Origin of the sequence: Zoogloea sp., assembly GCF_044344315.1 — a bacterium.
Lineage (GTDB): Bacteria > Pseudomonadota > Gammaproteobacteria > Burkholderiales > Rhodocyclaceae > Zoogloea.
On sequence record NZ_JBIJDC010000097.1, the window covers coordinates 1 to 18284 of the forward strand.

Here is an 18284-nt window from a genome sequence, read left to right on the forward strand (position 1 = left end):
TCAAATAATCCATGAAGTGCCGCACCTTCGCCGGCAAATAGCGTTGCTGGGGGTACACCGCCTGGATGTCGTAGGCACTCAGTGCGAAGTCGTCCAGCACGGTGACGAGCTCGCCACGTTTGAGTTCGCCTTCGATCTCCCAGGTGGAGCGCCAGCCGATGCCGAGGCCTTGTTTGACCCAGTCGTAGAGCAGTTCGCCGTCGTTGCAGTCCAGGTTGCCGCTGACGCGCAGGGCGACGGGCTTGCCGTCCTTGCGGAAGGACCAGCCGCGCTGCTGGCCGCCCTGAAGGTTGAAGGCCAGGCAGTTGTGGTCGGCCAGGTCTTCCAGGCTGCGGGGGGTGCCATGGCGGGCGAAATAGGCGGGGGTGCCGCAGACCACGCGGCGGTTGGGATAGAGGCGCACGGCCACGTAGTTGGGGTCGGTGACTTCGCCGATGCGGATACCCATGTCGTAGCCTTCGCGCACCAGGTCCACCACGCTGTCGGTGAGGTTGAAGGACAGCTTGATGTCCGGGTGCAGGGCCTGGAAGCCGGGGCCGTGGGGGGCCACGTGGCGGCGGCCGAAGGCGGCGGGGGCGGACACCACCAGGTGCCCGCGCACGGTGTGGCGGCCGGCGCTGATGCTGGCGTCCACCTCGTCAAAGTCGCGTAGCAGCTGGCGGGCCTGCTCCAAGTATTGCTCACCCAGGTCGGTGAGGTGCAGGCCGCGGGTGGAGCGGTGCATCAGGCGCACGCCGAGACGCGCCTCCAGGGCGTCCAGGCGGCGCCCCATGACCACCGGGGTGACCTGCTCGACCAGGGCGGCGGCGGCGAAGCTGCCCTTTTCGGCCACCAGGACAAAGCTGCGCAGTTCGGTGTAGCGGTCCATGGGAAGACTCCATGTCGGGGTGATGGGGTGTCGGGGCGGCTTCGGCCGCCCGCGGGCTCCGATCAGGGGGCATGCCTGTGATCCACGCGTGATGGGCGACTGAAGTCGCCCCTACAAGTCGCCCCTACAAGTCGCCCCTACAAGTCGCCCCTACAAGTCGCGCCTACAGGGTCTCCTGCACTTCTGGCACGCGCGCCACGTGGAGCAGGTTGGTGCTGCCTTGCTGGCCGAAGGGCAGGCCGGCGACGACGATGACGGTGTCGCCGGGTCTGGCCACGCCGGCCTGGCGGGCGGCGGCGGTGGCGTGGGTGATCATCTCGCCCACGTCATGCACTTCGTCAAAGGGCACGGGTATCACGCCCCAGGCCAGGGCCAGGCGGCGGGCGGTGGTCTGGCGCGGGGTGAGGGCCAGGATAGGGGCCATCGGGCGCTCGCGGCTGGCGCGCAGGGCGCTGAAGCCGGAGCTGGTGAAGGCCACGGTGGCGGCGGGCTCCAGCAGTTCGGCCACCCGGCGCAGGGCGCAGCAGATGGCGTCCGGGGTGTTGGCCTCGGCCGGGGTATGGCCGGCCTCCAGCTCGGTGCGCCAGGCGGGGTCGCGCTCCACCTCACCGATGATGCGGTCCATGATGCTCACCGCCTCCACCGGGTATTGGCCCGACGCCGACTCGGCGGACAGCATCACCGCGTCGGCGCCTTCGTACACCGCGGTGGCCACGTCGGAAGCTTCGGCCCGGGTGGGCACGGGGGCGGTGATCATGGATTCGAGCATCTGGGTGGCCACCACCACCGGGCGGCCGGCCTTGCGGGCGGCGCGCACGATGCGCCGCTGCAGCACCGGCACCTGCTGGGGCGGCAGCTCGACGCCCAGGTCGCCGCGGGCCACCATCACCCCGTCGGCGAGGGCCACGATGGCGTCCAGGTGCTCGATGGCAGCGGGCTTCTCGAGCTTGGCCATGATCCAGGCCTGGTCGCCAATCAGCTCGCGGGCCTCGCGGATGTCCTCCGGGCGCTGCACGAAGGACAGGGCCACCCAGTCCACGCCCAGCGCCAGACCAAAGGCCAGGTCGGCCCGGTCCTTGGCGGTGAGAGGGGAGATGGGCAGCACCACGCCCGGCACATTGACCCCCTTGCGATCCGACAGGGGGCCGCCCACCAGCACAGTGGTCTCGGCGAAGTCAGCGCCGAAGCGCTCCACCCGCAGACGCAGCTTGCCGTCGTCGAGCAGCAGCTCGGTGCCGGCTTCCAGGGCGGCGAAGATCTCCGGATGGGGCAGGCCGGCGCGGGTGGCGTCGCCCTCGGCCGGGTCCAGGTCGAGGCGGAAGGGCTGGCCGGCCGTGAGCATCACCTTGCCGCCGGCCATGCGGCCGACCCGCAGCTTGGGGCCCTGCAGGTCCATCAGCACACCGATGGGGCGGCCCAGTTCGGCCTCCACCTGGCGGATCTGGTGGTAGCGCTCGGCGTGGTCGGCGTGGGCGCCGTGGCTGAAGTTGAGGCGGAACACGTCGGCGCCGGCCTGGGCCAGCTCGCGGATGCGTTCGAGGGTGGAGCTGGCCGGCCCGAGGGTGGCCAGGATACGGGAGCGGCGGGCGCGATGCATCATGCCACCTGCCTTTCCATGCCCCGCGCCAGGGCGGCCACGCCGGCCCGGGCCACCTGGGCGTCCTCGCCGGCCTTGACGCCGGAGACCCCCACCGCGCCGATCACCAGCCCGTCGACGATGATGGGCTCGCCGCCTTCCAGGGGCACCACCGGCATGGCCAGGGCAGCAATGCGGCCGTTGTTGACCATGTCCTCGAAGGCCTTGCTGGGCCGGCCACTGAGCACGCTGGTGCGGGCCTTCTCGGGGGCCACGGCGGCACTCATCAGGGGGGCGCCGTCCATGCGCTGCAGCCACAGGGGGTGGCCGCCGGCATCACACACGGCAATGCTCACCGCCCAGCCGCAGGCCCGGGCCTCGGACTCGGCCGCCGCAGCGATGTGTTTGACGTCGTCCAGGGTCAGGGACTGGATCTGTTTCATGGGTGTCTCCTCTTTGGGTGTGTTCGGGCGGAATCTGCGTCCGCGGAGCTGTAGGGGCGGCTTCAGCCGCCCAGGGCAGGTGGTGGATCGGCGTCCGCGGGCGGTTGAAACCGCCCCTACAAAATCAGAATGGCGCGGAAGTCGTTGACGTTGGTGAGGGTGGGCCCGGTGATCAGGCTGTCGCCCAGGGCCTCGAAAAAGCCGTGGCCGTCGTTGTTGTCCAGGCTGTCGCGGGGGCGGATGCCCTTCGCCCAGGCGCGGGACAGGGTGTCGGGGGTGGCCAGGGCGCCGGCGATCTCCTCCAGGCCGTCCACCCCGTCGGTGTCGCCGGCCACGGCGTGGATGCCGGCGGCGCCGTCGAGGGCCACCGCCAGGGACAGCAGGAACTCCACGTTGCGCCCGCCACGGCCGTTGCCGCGCACGGTGACGGTGGTTTCACCACCGGAGAGCAGCACGCAGGGCGCGGCCACCGGCTGGCCGTGGCGCTTGACCTGCAGGGCGATGGCGGCCATCACCTTGCCCACGTCGCGGGCCTCGCCCTCGATGCTGTCGCCCAGCACCACGGGGGTGATGCCGGCGGCCCGGGCCACATCGGCAGCGGCCTCCAGGGCCATCTGGGGGGTGGCGATCAGGTGGGTCTCGACCCCGGCGAGGCGTGGATCGCCCGGCTTCACCGTCTCGCCACGGCCGCTCTCCAGCAGGGCACGGGCGCCGAACGGCAGGTCGATGGCGTAGCGGCGCACGATGGCCAGGGCGTCGGCGCAGGTGGTGGTGTCGGCCACGGTGGGGCCGGAGGCGATGTCCATGGGGTTGTCGCCGGGCACGTCGGAGATCAGCAGATTGAGCACCAGGGCCGGGTGGCAGGCCGCCGCCAGGCGTCCCCCCTTGATGGCCGAGAGGTGGCGGCGCACGCAGTTCATCTCCGAGATGGTGGCGCCGGACTTGAGCAGGGCCCGGTTGATGGCCTGCTTGTCCTCCAGGCTGACGCCCTCGCCGGGCAGGGGCAGCAGGGCCGAGCCACCACCGGAGATCAGGCAGATCACCAGATCATCGGGGCCGAGGCCCTGCACCAGGGCCAGGATGCGCCCGGCGGCTTCGCGGCCGGCGGCGTCGGGCACCGGGTGGGCGGCCTCGACGATCTCGATGCGCTCGCAGGGCACGGCGTAGCCGTAACGGGTAACCACCAGGCCCGACAGCTCACCCGGCCAGTGCTGCTCCAGCACCCGGGCCATGGCCGCCGAGGCCTTGCCGGCCCCGATCACCAGGGTGCGGCCCTTGGGCGGTGCCGGCAGGAAGCGGGGGATGCAGTGCTCCGGCTGGGCGGCATTCACCGCCGCGGCGAAGAGGGCCTGGAGCAGATCGCGGGGAGAGGCGTGGGTCATGGTCGGTCCTGTTGTTGGAGGGAGGAGGTCGAATGAATTCGACCCCACGGGATGCTGCGCTTTCAGCGCTTGCCCAGATCGGTGAAGCGCACCCACTGGGCGCCCTTCCACAGCACTTCGCGGCCCATGTCCATGAGCTGCTCGCTGCCTTCTACCACGGTCAGGAAGTGATTGCCCGCCAGTTGCCCCATCTTGCTGGCAAAGCGGCAGCTGCCGTAGGCAAACAGGATCTCCGTCTCCGAAAAGCCCCCCGGGTAGAGCAGCACGTCGCCCCGGGAGGGGTGGCTGGTGTGGTTCTCGAAATCCAGGCCGGTGTCGAAGTCGGCCAGGGGCACCCACACCGCCTCGCCGCTCCAGCGGGAATGGATGACCTGGTTGGAGAAGGGCAGCATCTTGAGGAAGGCGGCGCAGGTGCGGGGCGCCGCCTCCTCTTCCAGGCGGGCGACGAAGCGCCGGGAGCCCACTTCGATGGCGAGATGGCGCATGGCGGTGTCCCTCAGGCGGCCTGCTGGCCGATCTCGAAGTTGGCCATCTTCTCCAGGGCGCGCACCAGGGCCGAGTGGTCCCAGCCGCCGCCGCCGTGGGCCGCGCAGGCGTTGAACAGCTCCTGGGCGGTGGCGGTGTTGGGCAGGGGCACCCCCAGCTGGCGGCCGGTGGTCAGGGCCAGGTTGAGGTCCTTCTGGTGCAGCTCGATGCGGAAGCCCGGGTCGAAGGTCCGCTTGACCATGCGCTCGCCGTGCACCTCGAGGATGCGGGAGTTGGCAAAGCCGCCCATCAGGGCCTCGCGCACCTTGGCCGGGTTGGCGCCGGCCTTGGCGGCCAGCAGCAGGGCTTCGCCCACGGCCTCGATGGTCAGGGCCACGATGATCTGGTTGGCCACCTTGGTGATCTGGCCGTCGCCGTTGCCGCCCACCAGGGTGATGTTCTTGCCCATCAGCTCGAACAGGGGCCGGACCTTGGCGAAGGCGGCCTCGCTGCCGCCGACCATGATGGTCAGGCTGGCGGCCTTGGCGCCCACCTCACCGCCGGACACGGGGGCGTCCAGGTATTCACAACCCAGGGCGTTGATGCGGCGGGCGAAGTCCTTGGTGGCCACCGGGGAGATGGAGCTCATGTCCACCACGATCTTGCCCGGTGTCAGGCCGGCGGCGACGCCTTCGGGGTTGAACAGGGCGTCTTCCACGTGGGGGGTGTCGGGCACCATGGTGATGATGATGTCGGCCTGGCGGGCTACCTCGGCACCACGGGTGCACAGGCGGGCGCCGGCTTCGATCAGGGCGGCCGGGGTGGCGCCGTGGGTGTGGGTGTAAACCGTGTGGCCGGCGGCGATGAGGTGGCCGGCCATGGGGGCGCCCATGATGCCGAGGCCGATGAATCCGATGTGTGCCATGGGGTGTCTCCTGTGTTGTTGTCGTGGGTGGCGTTGGGGTGGGGATGCGTCAGAAGGCGTCGAGCCAGCCCAGGCCCTCAGCGGTGGTGGTGGCGGGCTTGTATTCGCAGCCGATCCAGCCGGTGTAGCCCAGGCCGTCGATGTGGCGCAGCAGCCAGGGGTAGTTGATCTCGCCGGAGCCGGGCTCGTGGCGGCCCGGGTTGTCGGCCAGCTGGATGTGGGCGATGCGCGGCAGGTGGCGGGCCACGGTGGCGGCCAGCTCGCCCTCCATGCGCTGGGCGTGGTAGAGGTCGTACTGGATGAAGAGGTTGTCGGCGCTCACTTCATCCAGGATTTCCGCGGCCTGGGCCGTGCGACTGAGGTAGAAGCCCGGGATGTCGAAGGTGTTGATGGGCTCGATGAGCAGGCGGATGCCCGCCTCCCTGAGCTGGCCGGCGGCGTAGCGCAGGTTGCTCACCAGGGTGTAGCGCAGCAGCTCGGGGCTGACGCCCACGGGTGCAATGCCGGCCAGGCAGTTGACCTGGGTGCAGCCCAGGGCGGTGGCGTACTCGATGGCCTGGCCCACCCCGTCGCGGAACTCGCCAACCCGGTCGGGGTGGCAGGCAATGCCCCGCTCGCCGGCTTCCCAGTTGCCGGCGGGCAGGTTGTGCAGCACCTGGACGAGGCCGTGGCGGGCCAGCTCGGCGGCCAGGTCTTCCTTCTTGAAGGGGTAAGGAAAGAGGTATTCCACCCCTTTGAAACCAGCCGCGGCGGCGGCACCGAAGCGCTCCAGGAAGGGCAGCTCGGTGAACAGCATGGACAGGTTGGCAGCAAATCTCGGCATGGTCTGTGTACTCCATGTAGGGGCGGCTTCAGCCGCCCGGGGCAAATCGTTCAATCCAGCAGGGCGATGGCGGTGGGAGCATCGGCGCCGCTCTCGGCCAGGGCCTCGAACTCGTTGATGGCGTTGATCTCGGTGCCCATGGAGATGTTGGTCACCCGCTCGAGGATGATCTCGACGACCACCGGCACGCGGAACGCCTCCATCCAGGCGCGGGCCTGGGCGAAGGCGGGCAGGATCTCTTCGGCCTGGCGCACGCGGATGGCCTTGCAGCCCAGGCCTTCCACCACGGTCACGTGATCGACGCCGTAGCCTTCGGTCTCGGGGGCGTTGATGTTCTCGAAGGCCAGCTGCACGCAGTAGTCCATGTCGAAGCCGCGCTGGGACTGGCGGATCAGGCCCAGGTAGGCGTTGTTCACCACCACGTGCAGATAGGGCAGCTTGAACTGGGCGCCGACGGCCAGCTCTTCGATCATGAACTGGAAGTCGTAGTCGCCGGAGATGGCCACCACCTTGCGCTGGGGGTCGGCGGCACACACGCCGAGGGCCGCCGGGATGGTCCAGCCGAGGGGGCCGGCCTGGCCGCAGTTGATCCAGTGGCGCGGCTTGTACACGTGCAGAAACTGGGCGGCGGCGATCTGCGACAGGCCGATGGTGCTGACATAGCAGGTGTCCTGGCCGAAGGCCTTGTTCATCTCTTCGTACACGCGCTGGGGCTTCATGGGCGTGGCGTCGAAGTGGGTCTTGCGCAGCAGGCTGCGCTTGCGCTCCTGGCAGGCAGCAGCCCAGGTGCGGCGGCAGGGCAGCGTGCCCGCCGCCTTCATCTCCCGGGCCACGGCGATGAGCTGGTCGAGGGCCGCGCCGGCATCCGAGACGATGCCGTAGTCGGGCCCGAACACCCGGCCGATCTGGGTGGGTTCGATGTCGATATGCACGAACTTGCGGCCATCGGTGTACACCTCCACCGAGCCGGTGTGGCGGTTGGCCCAGCGGTTGCCGATGCCGATCACGAAGTCGGAGGCCAGCATCGTCGCGTTGCCGTAGCGGTGGGCGGTCTGCAGCCCGACCATGCCGGCCATCAGCGGGTGATCGTCGGGGATGGAACCCCAGCCCATCAGGGTGGGGATCACCGGCACGCCGGTGAGCTCGGCGAACTCCTGCAGGCGGGCCGCCGCATCGGCATTGATCACCCCGCCACCGGCCACGATCAGCGGGCGTTCGGCGGCATTCAGCATGGCCATGGCCTTCTCGGCCTGGGCGCGGGTGGCCGCCGGCTTGTGCAGGGGCAGGGGCGCGTAGGTGTCGATGTCGAACTCGATCTCGGCCATCTGCACGTCAAAGGGCAGGTCGATGAGCACCGGGCCGGGGCGGCCGGAACGCATGATGTGGAAGGCCTGCTGGAACACCCGGGGCACCAGGGCCGGCTCACGCACCGTCACCGCCCACTTGGTCACCGGCTTGGCGATGGATTCAATGTCCACCGCCTGGAAGTCTTCCTTGTACAGGCGGGCGCGGGGGGCCTGGCCGGTGATGCACAGGATGGGGATGGAATCCGCCGAGGCCGAGTACAGGCCGGTGATCATGTCGGTGCCGGCCGGGCCGGAGGTGCCGATGCACACCCCCAGGTTGCCGGCCCTGGCCCGGGTGAAGCCCTCGGCCATGTGCGACGCACCCTCCACGTGGCGGGCGAGGATGTGCTTGAAGCCACCATCCTTCCGCATCGCCGAGTAAAGGGGGTTGATGGCGGCGCCGGGCACGCCAAAAACGGTCTCCACGCCTTCCCTGCGCATCACCGCGGCGGCGGCATCCACTGCTCTCATTCGGGCCATTTGTGTCTCCTTGTAGGTCTGTCCGATGGATCGATGAGGACAGCTTAGGGATTCGGGGATCCCGTTTGAATTGCCGGCGGGGTCGGTTCTTTCGATACTTTTGGTATGGAGTGGGGGCTTTTTCTGGGGGGGGGCTTTGCTGGGGGGCTTTCCGTTGTTTTGAGTTGGATTGGCCGGGATTTCGCCCCGGCCAATCCAAGGTGGAACAAAGGCCCCTCTCGCACAGCTACAGCCCCCCCGTCAGCAGCAAGTAACCCGGCAGCCACCCGGTCAGTACCCCTTGCCCGATGGCCATGCAGGCGGTCGGGCGGGCCAGGGGGCGGCCGAGGGCGAGCATCAGGAAGAACATCAGCCAGAGTATCGACCAGGCCACCCACGACAGCCCCAGCCACCACTCACCGGGCGTGCTGGCGATGTGCAGGGCGTCGGCGGCCACCGGCACCGCGGTGATGGCCACGAACAGGCTGAACCAGCCCAGCCCGCGGCCATCGGCGCCGCTGTAGCGGTTGATGGCCACCCACAGGTAGGTGAAGGAGAACAGCAGGGACAGGGCCGCCGCCTTCACCGAGGCCAGGTCGGCGCCATCGCCGAAGGCCAGCTTGAGGGCCACCAGCAGGCTCAGCCCGCCGGCAAACAGGTTGATGACGGGGATCTCCCGGTCACCGATGCGGCCGAGCATCCACAGGCCATTGAGGATGAGCACGGCCCCCACGTAGAACAGGGCCAGTCCGAGCAACATGTGTGGGTCTCCGAGTGTGCCGGCCCGAACGGAGGCACCACACCGGAAAGCGCCGGGCCGCCCCAAGCTTTCCGGTGGCCCCCTCGGGGGGCGGGCCGGGCGCAGTCCGGCCGGGGGCTCAAAAATGCCATTCGAGCTGCAGGGTGGGCGCGTAGGTGTTGATGCCCGGCTTGGTCACGCCAGCGGCGTTCGCGTGGTTGCCGAACTTGTTGAGCCACATCTCGTAGCCCACCCCGGCCAGCAGGGTGTTCTTCCGGCTGCCCGTCATCTGGCCCACATCCACCATCAGCGAGGTGCGCATCAGAGTCTCGGCCTCGGTCTTGACCCGGGCGTAGTCGCGGCCCTTGGCGGTGTTGTAGTTGAGGAAGCCCTGGAACTTGAGGGGCAAGGGCCCGGCCTGGAAGGGAATGCCCCAGGCCACGCTGAGGATCAGCTGGGGGTCGAAGGCAATGCTGGCCTCCGGGCAGGCCGGGGCGCCCAGGCCGCAGTGGTTCCACTCCTTGCCGGCCAGCAGGCTCACGTCGAGAAAACCAGGCACGTCGAACTTGAGAGTCGGGCCGGCCACCACCAGGCGCTTGCGCGGGGCAAAGCGGGTGTTCTTGGTGTTGAGGTCGAAGCCGCCGGTGAAGGCCACCTCCTTGATCGGCCCGAAGGACAGGTCCTTGTCCAGCAGCTTGCCCAGGTGCAGCTGGTGGCGGTAGGTGAGGTAGAACTCGGTGGCGCCGGAGTCGCCGCCGCTGATGGGGTCGTTCCTGTCGGACTGGAGGATGTCCAGATTGACGAAGTTCTGGCCGGTGGCGTAGCCGCTGGCGTGGGTGAATTGCAGCACGTGCTTGCGCACGTCCCGGGTGTTGTTGGGCTCGTGGAACTGGGTGCCGTAGCGGTAGCCCAGGAAGGTGTCGTTCCAGGTGGCGGCCACGGCCGGGGTGGCCAGGGCGGCGCTCAGGGCCAGGGCAGCGGCGATGCAGCGGGCGTTGGCGATCATGCTTCTTGTCTCCTCGTCTATTTTTTTGAGACGGCCGCCCCCTGCCGCCGCGCCGGTGAGGGCGGGCGGACGGGAGAGCTGGCCGGGGTACTGTGGGTATGCCGGGGGTGGCTAGTGGGCTTCGGCGGCCTTGGCGGCCTCGATGGCGCCGGCCTCGTCGGCCTTGCCGCCGTTGAAGTAGACGTTGAGGGCCACGGCGGCGATGGAGGTGAGCAGGATGCCGGACTCCAGCAGGGGGTGCAGGCTGTGGGCCATCTGCTGGGTCCAGCGCGGGGCCACCAGGGGGATCATGCCGGCGCCGATGGAGATGGCGACGATGTAGAGGTTGTTGCGGTTGGTCTTGAAATCCACATTGGCGAGGATGCGGATGCCGGTGGCGGCCACCATGCCGAACATCACCAGGCCGGCGCCGCCGAGCACGAAGGTGGGCACCGATTCCACCAGGGCGGCCATCTTGGGCAGCATGCCCAGCACCAGCATGATGATGCCGGCGGCCACGCAGACCCAGCGGCTCTTCACCCCGGTAACACCCACCAGGCCCACGTTCTGGGAGAAGCTGGTGTAGGGAAAGGTGTTGAACAGGCCGCCGATCAGGGTGCCCAGGCCGTCGGTGCGCAGACCGGCGGAGAGGTCACGCTGGCTGATCTTGCGGCCGGTGATCTCGGACAGCGCCAGGAACATGCCGGTGGATTCGATCATCACCACGATCATCACCAGGGTCATGGTCAGCACCATGACCAGGTCGAAGGTGGGCATGCCGAAGGCGAAGGGGGTGACGATATCCACCCAGTGGGCCTGGGCCACCTTGTCGAAGTGCATCTTGCCCATGCCCGCCGCCACGAAACAGCCGATGACGATGCCCAGCAGCACCGCGATGTTGGCCACGAAACCCCGGCCATAACGCACCAGCAGCAGGATCACCACCAGCACGAAGGCGGCCACGCCCATGTTGTCGAGGGCACCGTAGTTGGGGTTGTCCTTCATGGGCACCGGGCCGGGCAGCTTCATTTCCGGGGCGCTGGCGCCGGGGGGAAGGCTTGCGGCGGTTTCGGCGGCCCTGGCCTTGGCGGCATCCACCATGGCAACCAGCTTGGGCACGTCAACGCTCTGGGCGGTGGGGGCCGGGCCGCCCATGGCCCAGCCGATGCCCACGCGCATCAGGCTGATTCCGATGATGGCGATGATGGTGCCGGTGACCACCGGCGGGAAGAAACGCAGCAGCCGGCTCATCAGCGGGGCGATGGCCATGGAGATGAGGCCGGCGCCGATGATCGCGCCGAAGATCGCCCGGGCGCCTTCGGGCCCGGCCTGCACATTGGCCATGGCCACCATGGGGCCGACGGCGGCAAAGGTGACGCCCATCATCACCGGCAGCTTGATGCCGAAGTGACGGCCAAACCCGAGGGACTGGATCAGGGTGACCAGGCCGCAACAGAACAGGTCGGCAGAGATCAGCATGGCCACCTGGTCGGGGCTCAGCTTGAGGGCCCGGCCGACGATCAGCGGCACCGCCACCGCCCCCGCATACATCACCAGCACATGCTGCAAACCCAGGGTGAACAGGCGGTCGACGGGCAGGCGCTCGTCGACCGGATCAACCGGTGGGGTGATTCCTGCCTTTGAATACTCCGACATGGAGGTCTCCTTCTTTTGTGTGCGTAAGCGCCTCTGCGGGCGCTGACCGGATATCCGGCCGACGGGCGGCCTGGATCTGAACCCAGTGTAGGGGGCACGACCGGCGACGGCTGGCGGGAGTTCTGATAAGCGGAATAAGCGAATCGATATTATTGCGTCGCATCAGAAATTTTTCCCTTTTGATTCAGTTGCTTTCAACCTATGCCCGCATCCCGCCACCGCTCCACCGCCAGGCCGCGGCGCGGTGCATGGCTGCTCCGTAAGCCTCATCTGGGTATTCTTCGGCTGTCCTCCCGGCCCGAAGGCGCCTGCAAGACGCTTTTCCGGCGTATTTCATCGACCCACTATCCGTATTTGCATAAGTCTCCATGGAACCCACCCGCCCTGCCCGATCAGCCCGCCCGGCCGCCCTGGCTCTGGCCCTGCTGTCCCTGATCTGGGGCTACAACTGGGTGGTCATGAAACAGGTGGTGCCCCTGGCTTCGCCCCTCGACTTCTCGGCCATCCGCACCCTGCTGGGGGCGGCATCCCTGTTTGTGGCCATGCTCGTCCTGCGCCGCCCGCTGGGGCTGCCGGTGGGCTTGCCGGTCGTGCTACTGGGCCTGCTCCAGACGGCCGCCTTCACCCTGTTGATCCAGTGGGCCCTGGTGGCCGGCGGCGCCGGCAAGACGGCGGTGCTGGTCTACACCATGCCCTTCTGGCTCGCCCCCCTGGCCGCGTGGCTGCTGGGCGAACGCATCGGCCGCGCCCAGTGGATCGCCACCGCCGTGGCCGCCGGCGGGCTGCTGTTGATCCTGGAGCCCTGGGCCATGAAGGGCAGCCCCCTGAGCAACCTGCTGGCCACGGGCGGCGGCCTGTGCTGGGCCCTGGCGACGGTGGTGGCCAAGCGCCTGCGCCAGCGCCACACCGTGGACCTGCTGGCCCTCACCGCCTGGCAGATGCTGTTCGGCGCCCTGGCCCTGTGCGCGGTGGCCCTGCTCACCCCGTCCCATCCCATCGACGCCACGCCCTTCTTCTACGGGGCGCTGATCTTCAATGCACTGTGCGCCACCGCTCTGGCCTGGCTGCTGTGGCTGTATGTGCTGCAACACCTGCCCGCCGCGGTGGCCGGGCTGTCGGCCCTGGGCATTCCCGCCATCGGTGTGCTCGCCGGCTGGATCCAGCTGGATGAGCGCCCCAGCCCGGCGGAGCTGGCCGGCATGCTGCTGATCGGCGCCGCCCTGGTGCAGCTGAGTCTGGCCGGCCTGCGCCGCCGCCCGCCCTCCTCCACGTCCGCCTAGCCTCACCGGAACCGCCATGCACAGCCTCGCCGCGCCCCCTGTCCTGCACCTTGTCGCCACCGATCCCGCCCTTCTGGAGGCGCTTGCCCGGCTCGCCGGCAGCCTCGGTTTCGGCTTCCGGCACTGGTCCAGCCCGGACGCCTGCCTGGCCGGCCTGGACATCGAAGACACGGGGGTGGTGCTCGTCGAATGCGGCCCGGCGGGCGACGGGCTGGGCCTGCTCACCCGCCTGGTGGCCCATGGCGTCGACCTGCCGGTGATCGTACTGGCCGCACAGGCCAGCGTGGACCACTGCCGGCGCGCCTTCAAGGCCGGCGCCTGCGACTTTCTCACCCTGCCCCTTGAGGAAGCCCCATTGCGCGACGCGGTGCGCAAGGCCGTTGGCAGCCACGTGCTGCAGCACCAGCGCCAGCGCCAGGCCCGTCATGCCCGCAGCCTCTATACGCGCTTGTCCGAACGGGAAAGGGAAGTGCTGGGGATGGTGGTGGCCGGCCTCACCAACAAGGAGATCGCCCGCGCCCTGGCCGTCTCCCCCCGCACCATCGAAGTCCACCGCGCCCGCCTGGCCAGCAAGCTCGAAACCGACTCCCTGGCCCAGCTCGTCCGCCAGTACGCCGACCTGGCGGACGAAGCCGACACTCGCCCCGCGCTCGTCTGCGGCCAGGCCTGGGGCGACCCGCTGGTGTGGCGCGGGGGGCAGCCACAGGTCTCCGGCTGAAGGACTGTGGGGGCGACTTCAGTCGCCCGCAGACTTCGATCAGCGGCATGCCTGTGATCAACGCGCGGATGGGCGACTGAAGTCGCCCCTACAAGTCGCCCCTACAAATCGCCCCTACAAGTCGCCCGTGCAAGTCGCTCGTGCAAGTCGCCCGTTCAGGAGAGGCCGTCGCACACAAAAACGCCGGGCTGAAGGCCCGGCGGTGGAAGGGTGCTGCGAGGGAGAAAGGTGGGTGCGCTCAGGCCACGATCAGGCCCGGCGGGTCGATGGTCACTTCATCGCAGTTGGGCGCGGTGCCGCTGCGGTCCACCACCAGGAAGTCACACACCGTTTCCAGTGCCAGCAAGGGGTGGTGCCAGACGCCGGTGGCGTAGTTGACGCCCTGGTCGCCGCGGGCCAGGAAGACCCGCAGCTCGTCCACGCCCGGCGGGGCACCGGCCGGGGCAACAACGACCAGATAGGGCTTGCCGGACAGGGGCACGAAGGCCTGGCTGCCCAGGGGGTGGCGCTCCATCATCTCCACCGCAAAAGGCAGGCTGCGGGGCAGACCGCGGAAGATGGAGACGATCACCTTGCCGTCGGGCCCCGGTTCGATGGCGGCCAGGTCGTGGTAACGCTCGGTGTTGCCGGCGTTGATGGTGAAGTGGCGCACCGCGTCGCTGGCCTCGATGACGTCGCCGAAGGGGGCGAAGGCCTCGCGGGTCAGAGGCTCCGGGCGCAGGGTGATGGCGTCCATCATGCCCCCCTGGTCACCTTGCCCCACAGGCGCAGGCGCGACACGCCACCGTCGGGGAAGATGTTGAAACGCACGTGGGTGATGGGGCCGAGCCGGGCGATCTCGTCGCTGAAGCTGTGCACGGCATCCATCTGCAGCTTCTGTTCGGGCAAAAGAGTCTGCCAGAACATGGACTGGGTGGTGATGGAGCGGTCGGTGCCGCCGGTCACATACGCGGCCTGGATGGAGCAGCGGTCGGGGTAGTTGCCCTTGAAGAAGGCGGTGTCCACCTCAATCCGCTCCACCGTGCCGGGGGCGCCCAGCTCAAGCACGCACCAGTCGTTGCCCGGCTCGCGGCGGCGGCGGGTCTCCCAGCCGTCACCCATGTTCTGGCCACGGCCGGGGAGCATCAGGGCGGCCACGGTGGAGCCGAAGCTGGCGTCGTTCCACGACACGGCGCGGCCGCCGTTCTCCATGGCCACCAGGTCGATCACGGCATCGGGGCCGAGGGTTTCGAGGGAGCCCACCGGGCGGCCATACACGCGCAGGCGGGCGATGCCGCCATCCGGGTAGATGTTGACCCGCAGGTGGGTCCAGGCCTCGCTGCTGGCACATTCGATGAGGTGGTGGCTGTTGGGGCCGAGGGGCGTGGCGGGCAGGATCTCGGTCCAGCTCGCGCCTTTAAGGCTGTCCACGTCGTCGCTGGCCGACACCGTGGCCTCGATGGACACGGCCGGCGGGTAGTTGCCGGTGAAGTGGCTGGTGTCCACGTCAAACCCGCGGATCACCCCCTTCACGCCCAGCTTGAGCAGCGCCCAGTCGTGGCCGGCGACGCGCTTGCGGCGCGACTCCCAGCCATCCATCCACTTGCCGTTGGTGTCGAACTTGCCGGGCACGAACTGGGCCGGCTCCGGGTTGAGCATGCGCGCCACTTCGGCAAAGAAGTCGTCGGAGGCGAACAGGGCCTTGGCGCCGAGGCGCGGGTTGGCGAGATCCACCGACCGCAGGGCCCAGTCGGGCAGGTCGGCAGGGGGGGCGAAAACGGGGGCGCCGGGAGTATGGCTGGCCATGGAGGAATCCTTTCTGGAACGGGCGGCGAACGCCTGGTTGAATAATGAAGACACGTCATGGCACCGGTCATCGCAGCACCATATGCAATACGATCAGCTACGTGAGGCCAACTCCTGCGACGCGGCCAAGGGACCGGCAGCCACCAGGGCCTCGCGTTCATCGGCGAGGGCGGCAACGGGCACCGCGTTGAGGTCCACCTTGATCTCGCCATTGAGCACGCTCAAGGCCCGCTCACGGTCGATGTCCTTTTCCCAGACACCGACAACAACGGTGGCAACGCAGTTGCCGACCATGTTGGTGAGTGCCCGGGCCATGCCCATGAACCAGTCCACCGACAGCACCAGCACCAGACCGATGGCGGGGATCGCCGGCACCGCCGAGAGGGTCGCGGCAAGAATCACGATGGCCGACCCCGGCACCCCATGGGCCCCCTTCGAGGTCACCAGGGAGATCGCCAGGATCGTGAGCAGGTCGGGCAAGGACAGCGGTGTGTTGGTGGCCTGGGCGATGAACACCGCAGCCAGGGTCAGATAGATGGAGAAGCCGTCCAGGTTGAAGGAATAGCCGGTGGGGATCACCAGGCCGACAGTGGAGTTCTTGATGCCCATGAGTTCGAGCTTGCGCATGACCTGCGGCAGCACGGAGTCGGACGACGCGGTACCCAGCACCACCAACAGTTCCTCCCGCAGGTAGCGGAGCAGCTTGAAGATGTCAAAACCGGCCAGGCGCAGGATGAAGCCCAGCACGAAGACCACGAATATCGCGCAGGTCAGATAGAACAGCACCACCAGCATGCCCAGCTGCTTGAGCGATCCGATGCCGTATTTGCCCACCGTGAAGGCGATGGCCCCGAGCACGCCCAGGGGCGCCAGCTTGACGATGTAGCCGATCACCTTGAAGAACACATGGGCCAGGCTGTCGATTGCCAGGGTCACCGGCCGACCCCGCTCCCCCAGGGCGGCCACGGCGCAGCCGAACAGGATCGCCAGCAATAGCACCTGCAGGATGTCGCCCTTGGCGAAGGCGTCGGCAAAGGTGGTCGGGATCAGCTTGAGCAGGAAATCCACTGTGCTGGTGGCCTGCGTCACCCGCTCGGCGTAGCCGGCCATGGCCGAAGCATCGAGGCTGTGGGGATCCACGTTCATGCCGACGCCGGGCTGCAGGACGTAGGCCAGCAGCACCCCCAGTGCCAGCGCAAAGGTGGTGACGACCTCGAAATACAGCAGCGCCTTGACGCCGACCCGGCCCACCTTCTTGAGGTCGCCGGTACTGCAGATGCCGTGTACGACCACGCAGAACACCAGCGGCGCGATGATCATCTTGATCAGCTTGATGAAACCGTCACCCAGGGGCTTGAGCTTGGCGGCGAAGTCCGGCCAGACGACGCCGACGATGATGCCCAGGACGAGGGCAATGACCACCTGCCCGAACAGAGTCTTGTAAAAGCGCGTGCGCATGGTGTACCTCGTGAGCCGGATGGAAGGTGGCCGCCGCAGGGAAGCCGTTCGAGTGCCACGGCGATGACGGAAGCTTTTGCCCCGCCCATCCCTGGCCATCAATGCAGAGGCCGCCTGATGGAGCGCCCCGCAAAGATGCTTAAAAACATCTCCTGTAAAATGTTACGTACGATTTTTCTAAAATTCCAATAAAAATTTCTTCTGAAAAATTTACCTGATGCAATCTGATATTTGCCCACCGCCCCCCTTGGTGTGAGAATCAGCGCCCACACAGGGGGAACACTCATGAACATGCCCGATGCTGACGGCCTGCTGATGGCCGACAAGGCTTTCCTGGCGCTGCGGGATCTGCTCACCCGCGGCGGGCTGCGCGCCGGACAGTTCGTCTCCATGCCCGATCTCGTGCGCATCCTCGAAATGCCCATGGCGCCGGTGCGTGAAGCGGTGAAACGTGCCGAATCGGCAGCCCTGGTGCGCATCCTGCCCAAGCGCGGCGTGGCGGTCATGGAAGCCTCTCCTGCGCTCATCCGGGATTGCTTCCACCTGCGCACGATCCTCGACCAGGAAGGCGCGCGAGAACTGGTTCGGGCCGGCGCCGGCAGTCGCTTTGAAGGCTTGCGCACCAGCCATCGGCACATCCTCGATGCCGCCCGGGAGGGCATCACCTCCGAGCTGCAGGCGGAGGCCATGCAAGTGGACTGGGATCTCCATACAGCCCTGTCCGAGGCCCTCGACAACGACAGCGCCCGCGAGATCTACGCCCGCAACCGGGACCGCATCTCGGTCATGCAACATTCCCGCCCCCTTCTGCCGGATCGCATCATCCCGGCCATGGAAGAACACCTCCTCATCCTCGATGCACTGGCCAGCGGCGATGAAACCCTGGCAGCGGCGGCCGTTCGCAATCACTACCACCAGACCCTGCGCTGGTGGGGAATCATCGTCTGAGACGCCAGCGACCGGGTCGCCTCACCAAGCAGCTGCCCCGACCTCAGGGTCGGAAGGGGTGTAGCTCAATCCAGTGACGCGCGATGTCCACCCGGCGGCACACCCACACCCGGTCGTGTTTTTCGATGTGGTCGAGGAAGCGCAGCAGGGCCTTGAAGCGGCCGGGGCGGCCGAGCAGGCGGCAGTGCATGCCGACGCTGAGCATGGCCGGGCGCTCGTCGCCCTCGGCGTACATCACGTCAAAGGCGTCACGCAGGTATTCAAAGAACTCGTCGCCATGGGAGAAACCCTGGGGCAGGGCAAAGCGCATGTCGTTGGTGTCGAGGGTGTAGGGCACCACCAGGTGGGGCACGCGGCTGCCGTCGCTCTTCTGCACCTCGGTCCAGATGGGCAGGTCGTCGCCGTAGTAGTCGGAGTCATAAAGAAAG

At 68.1% G+C, this 18284-nt stretch carries 17 protein-coding genes and 1 pseudogene; 3 read left to right on the forward strand and 15 right to left on the reverse strand.

What is annotated here, in order from left to right:
• The 11 genes from ACIQ09_RS17375 to ACIQ09_RS17425 all read right to left on the reverse strand — a co-directional run.
• Positions 1 to 868 (reverse strand): LysR family transcriptional regulator (locus ACIQ09_RS17375; protein ID WP_398312773.1); only part of this gene is annotated, 868 nt, incomplete at its 3' end.
• A 163-nt stretch (positions 869 to 1031) separates the two neighbouring features.
• The gene (gene pyk, locus ACIQ09_RS17380) at positions 1032 to 2465 is read right to left on the reverse strand and encodes a pyruvate kinase (RefSeq protein ID WP_398312819.1); all 1434 of its coding nucleotides are present in this window, start codon (positions 2463 to 2465) and stop codon (positions 1032 to 1034) included.
• Positions 2465 to 2887 (reverse strand): heme-binding protein, encoded by a 423-nt coding sequence (locus ACIQ09_RS17385; protein ID WP_398312776.1) that lies wholly within the window; start codon positions 2885 to 2887, stop codon positions 2465 to 2467. The genes pyk and ACIQ09_RS17385 overlap by 1 nt, the downstream gene beginning before the upstream one ends.
• 116 nt (positions 2888 to 3003) lie before the next feature.
• Entirely contained in the window at positions 3004 to 4269 is a 1266-nt protein-coding gene (locus ACIQ09_RS17390) for a glycerate kinase (protein ID WP_398312778.1), read from the reverse strand.
• Between the two features lie 62 nt (positions 4270 to 4331).
• Positions 4332 to 4754, reverse strand: a complete 423-nt coding sequence (locus tag ACIQ09_RS17395; RefSeq protein ID WP_398312781.1) for a DUF3830 family protein — start codon at positions 4752 to 4754, stop codon at positions 4332 to 4334.
• Between the two features lie 11 nt (positions 4755 to 4765).
• Positions 4766 to 5659, reverse strand: a complete 894-nt coding sequence (locus ACIQ09_RS17400; RefSeq protein ID WP_398312784.1) for a 2-hydroxy-3-oxopropionate reductase — start codon at positions 5657 to 5659, stop codon at positions 4766 to 4768.
• Positions 5660 to 5708: 49 nt separating this feature from the next.
• Entirely contained in the window at positions 5709 to 6482 is a 774-nt protein-coding gene (hyi, locus tag ACIQ09_RS17405; RefSeq protein ID WP_398312787.1) for a hydroxypyruvate isomerase, read from the reverse strand.
• A gap of 50 nt (positions 6483 to 6532) precedes the next feature.
• Positions 6533 to 8308 (reverse strand): glyoxylate carboligase, encoded by a 1776-nt coding sequence (gene gcl / locus ACIQ09_RS17410; protein ID WP_398312789.1) that lies wholly within the window; start codon positions 8306 to 8308, stop codon positions 6533 to 6535.
• A gap of 226 nt (positions 8309 to 8534) precedes the next feature.
• Positions 8535 to 9047 (reverse strand): AmiS/UreI family transporter, encoded by a 513-nt coding sequence (locus ACIQ09_RS17415; RefSeq protein ID WP_398312792.1) that lies wholly within the window; start codon positions 9045 to 9047, stop codon positions 8535 to 8537.
• Positions 9048 to 9165: 118 nt separating this feature from the next.
• On the reverse strand, positions 9166 to 10032 hold the full coding sequence (locus tag ACIQ09_RS17420) for a hypothetical protein (RefSeq protein ID WP_398312795.1): 867 nt from the start codon (positions 10030 to 10032) through the stop codon (positions 9166 to 9168).
• Between the two features lie 111 nt (positions 10033 to 10143).
• On the reverse strand, positions 10144 to 11667 hold the full coding sequence (locus ACIQ09_RS17425; RefSeq protein ID WP_398312798.1) for a nucleobase:cation symporter-2 family protein: 1524 nt from the start codon (positions 11665 to 11667) through the stop codon (positions 10144 to 10146).
• A 368-nt stretch (positions 11668 to 12035) separates the two neighbouring features.
• On the opposite strand from ACIQ09_RS17425, the gene ACIQ09_RS17430 reads away from it, so the two are divergent.
• On the forward strand, positions 12036 to 12947 hold the full coding sequence (locus tag ACIQ09_RS17430) for a DMT family transporter (RefSeq protein ID WP_398312801.1): 912 nt from the start codon (positions 12036 to 12038) through the stop codon (positions 12945 to 12947).
• 16 nt (positions 12948 to 12963) lie between these two features.
• On the forward strand, positions 12964 to 13665 hold the full coding sequence (locus ACIQ09_RS17435; RefSeq protein WP_398312804.1) for a response regulator transcription factor: 702 nt from the start codon (positions 12964 to 12966) through the stop codon (positions 13663 to 13665).
• Positions 13666 to 13903: 238 nt separating this feature from the next.
• Here ACIQ09_RS17435 and ACIQ09_RS17440 read toward each other — a convergent pair whose 3' ends face one another.
• The 3 genes from ACIQ09_RS17440 to ACIQ09_RS17450 form a co-directional block, all read right to left on the reverse strand.
• The gene (locus ACIQ09_RS17440; protein ID WP_398312807.1) at positions 13904 to 14404 is read right to left on the reverse strand and encodes an ureidoglycolate lyase; all 501 of its coding nucleotides are present in this window, start codon (positions 14402 to 14404) and stop codon (positions 13904 to 13906) included.
• Positions 14401 to 15450, reverse strand: a complete 1050-nt coding sequence (alc, locus tag ACIQ09_RS17445; protein WP_398312810.1) for an allantoicase — start codon at positions 15448 to 15450, stop codon at positions 14401 to 14403. The genes ACIQ09_RS17440 and alc overlap by 4 nt, the downstream gene beginning before the upstream one ends.
• 93 nt (positions 15451 to 15543) lie before the next feature.
• Positions 15544 to 16908 carry a C4-dicarboxylate transporter DctA gene (locus ACIQ09_RS17450; protein WP_398312813.1) on the reverse strand — a complete coding sequence of 455 codons (1365 nt, stop codon included), beginning with the start codon at positions 16906 to 16908 and terminating at the stop codon, positions 15544 to 15546.
• Between the two features lie 285 nt (positions 16909 to 17193).
• Here ACIQ09_RS17450 and ACIQ09_RS17455 point away from each other — a divergent pair, with 285 nt between their 5' ends.
• Positions 17194 to 17856, forward strand: coding sequence for a GntR family transcriptional regulator (locus tag ACIQ09_RS17455; RefSeq protein WP_398312816.1), 663 nt, complete (start codon positions 17194 to 17196; stop codon positions 17854 to 17856).
• A 43-nt stretch (positions 17857 to 17899) separates the two neighbouring features.
• Here ACIQ09_RS17455 and ACIQ09_RS17460 read toward each other — a convergent pair.
• A pseudogene (locus tag ACIQ09_RS17460) lies at positions 17900 to 18284 on the reverse strand (allantoinase); the annotation flags it as partial.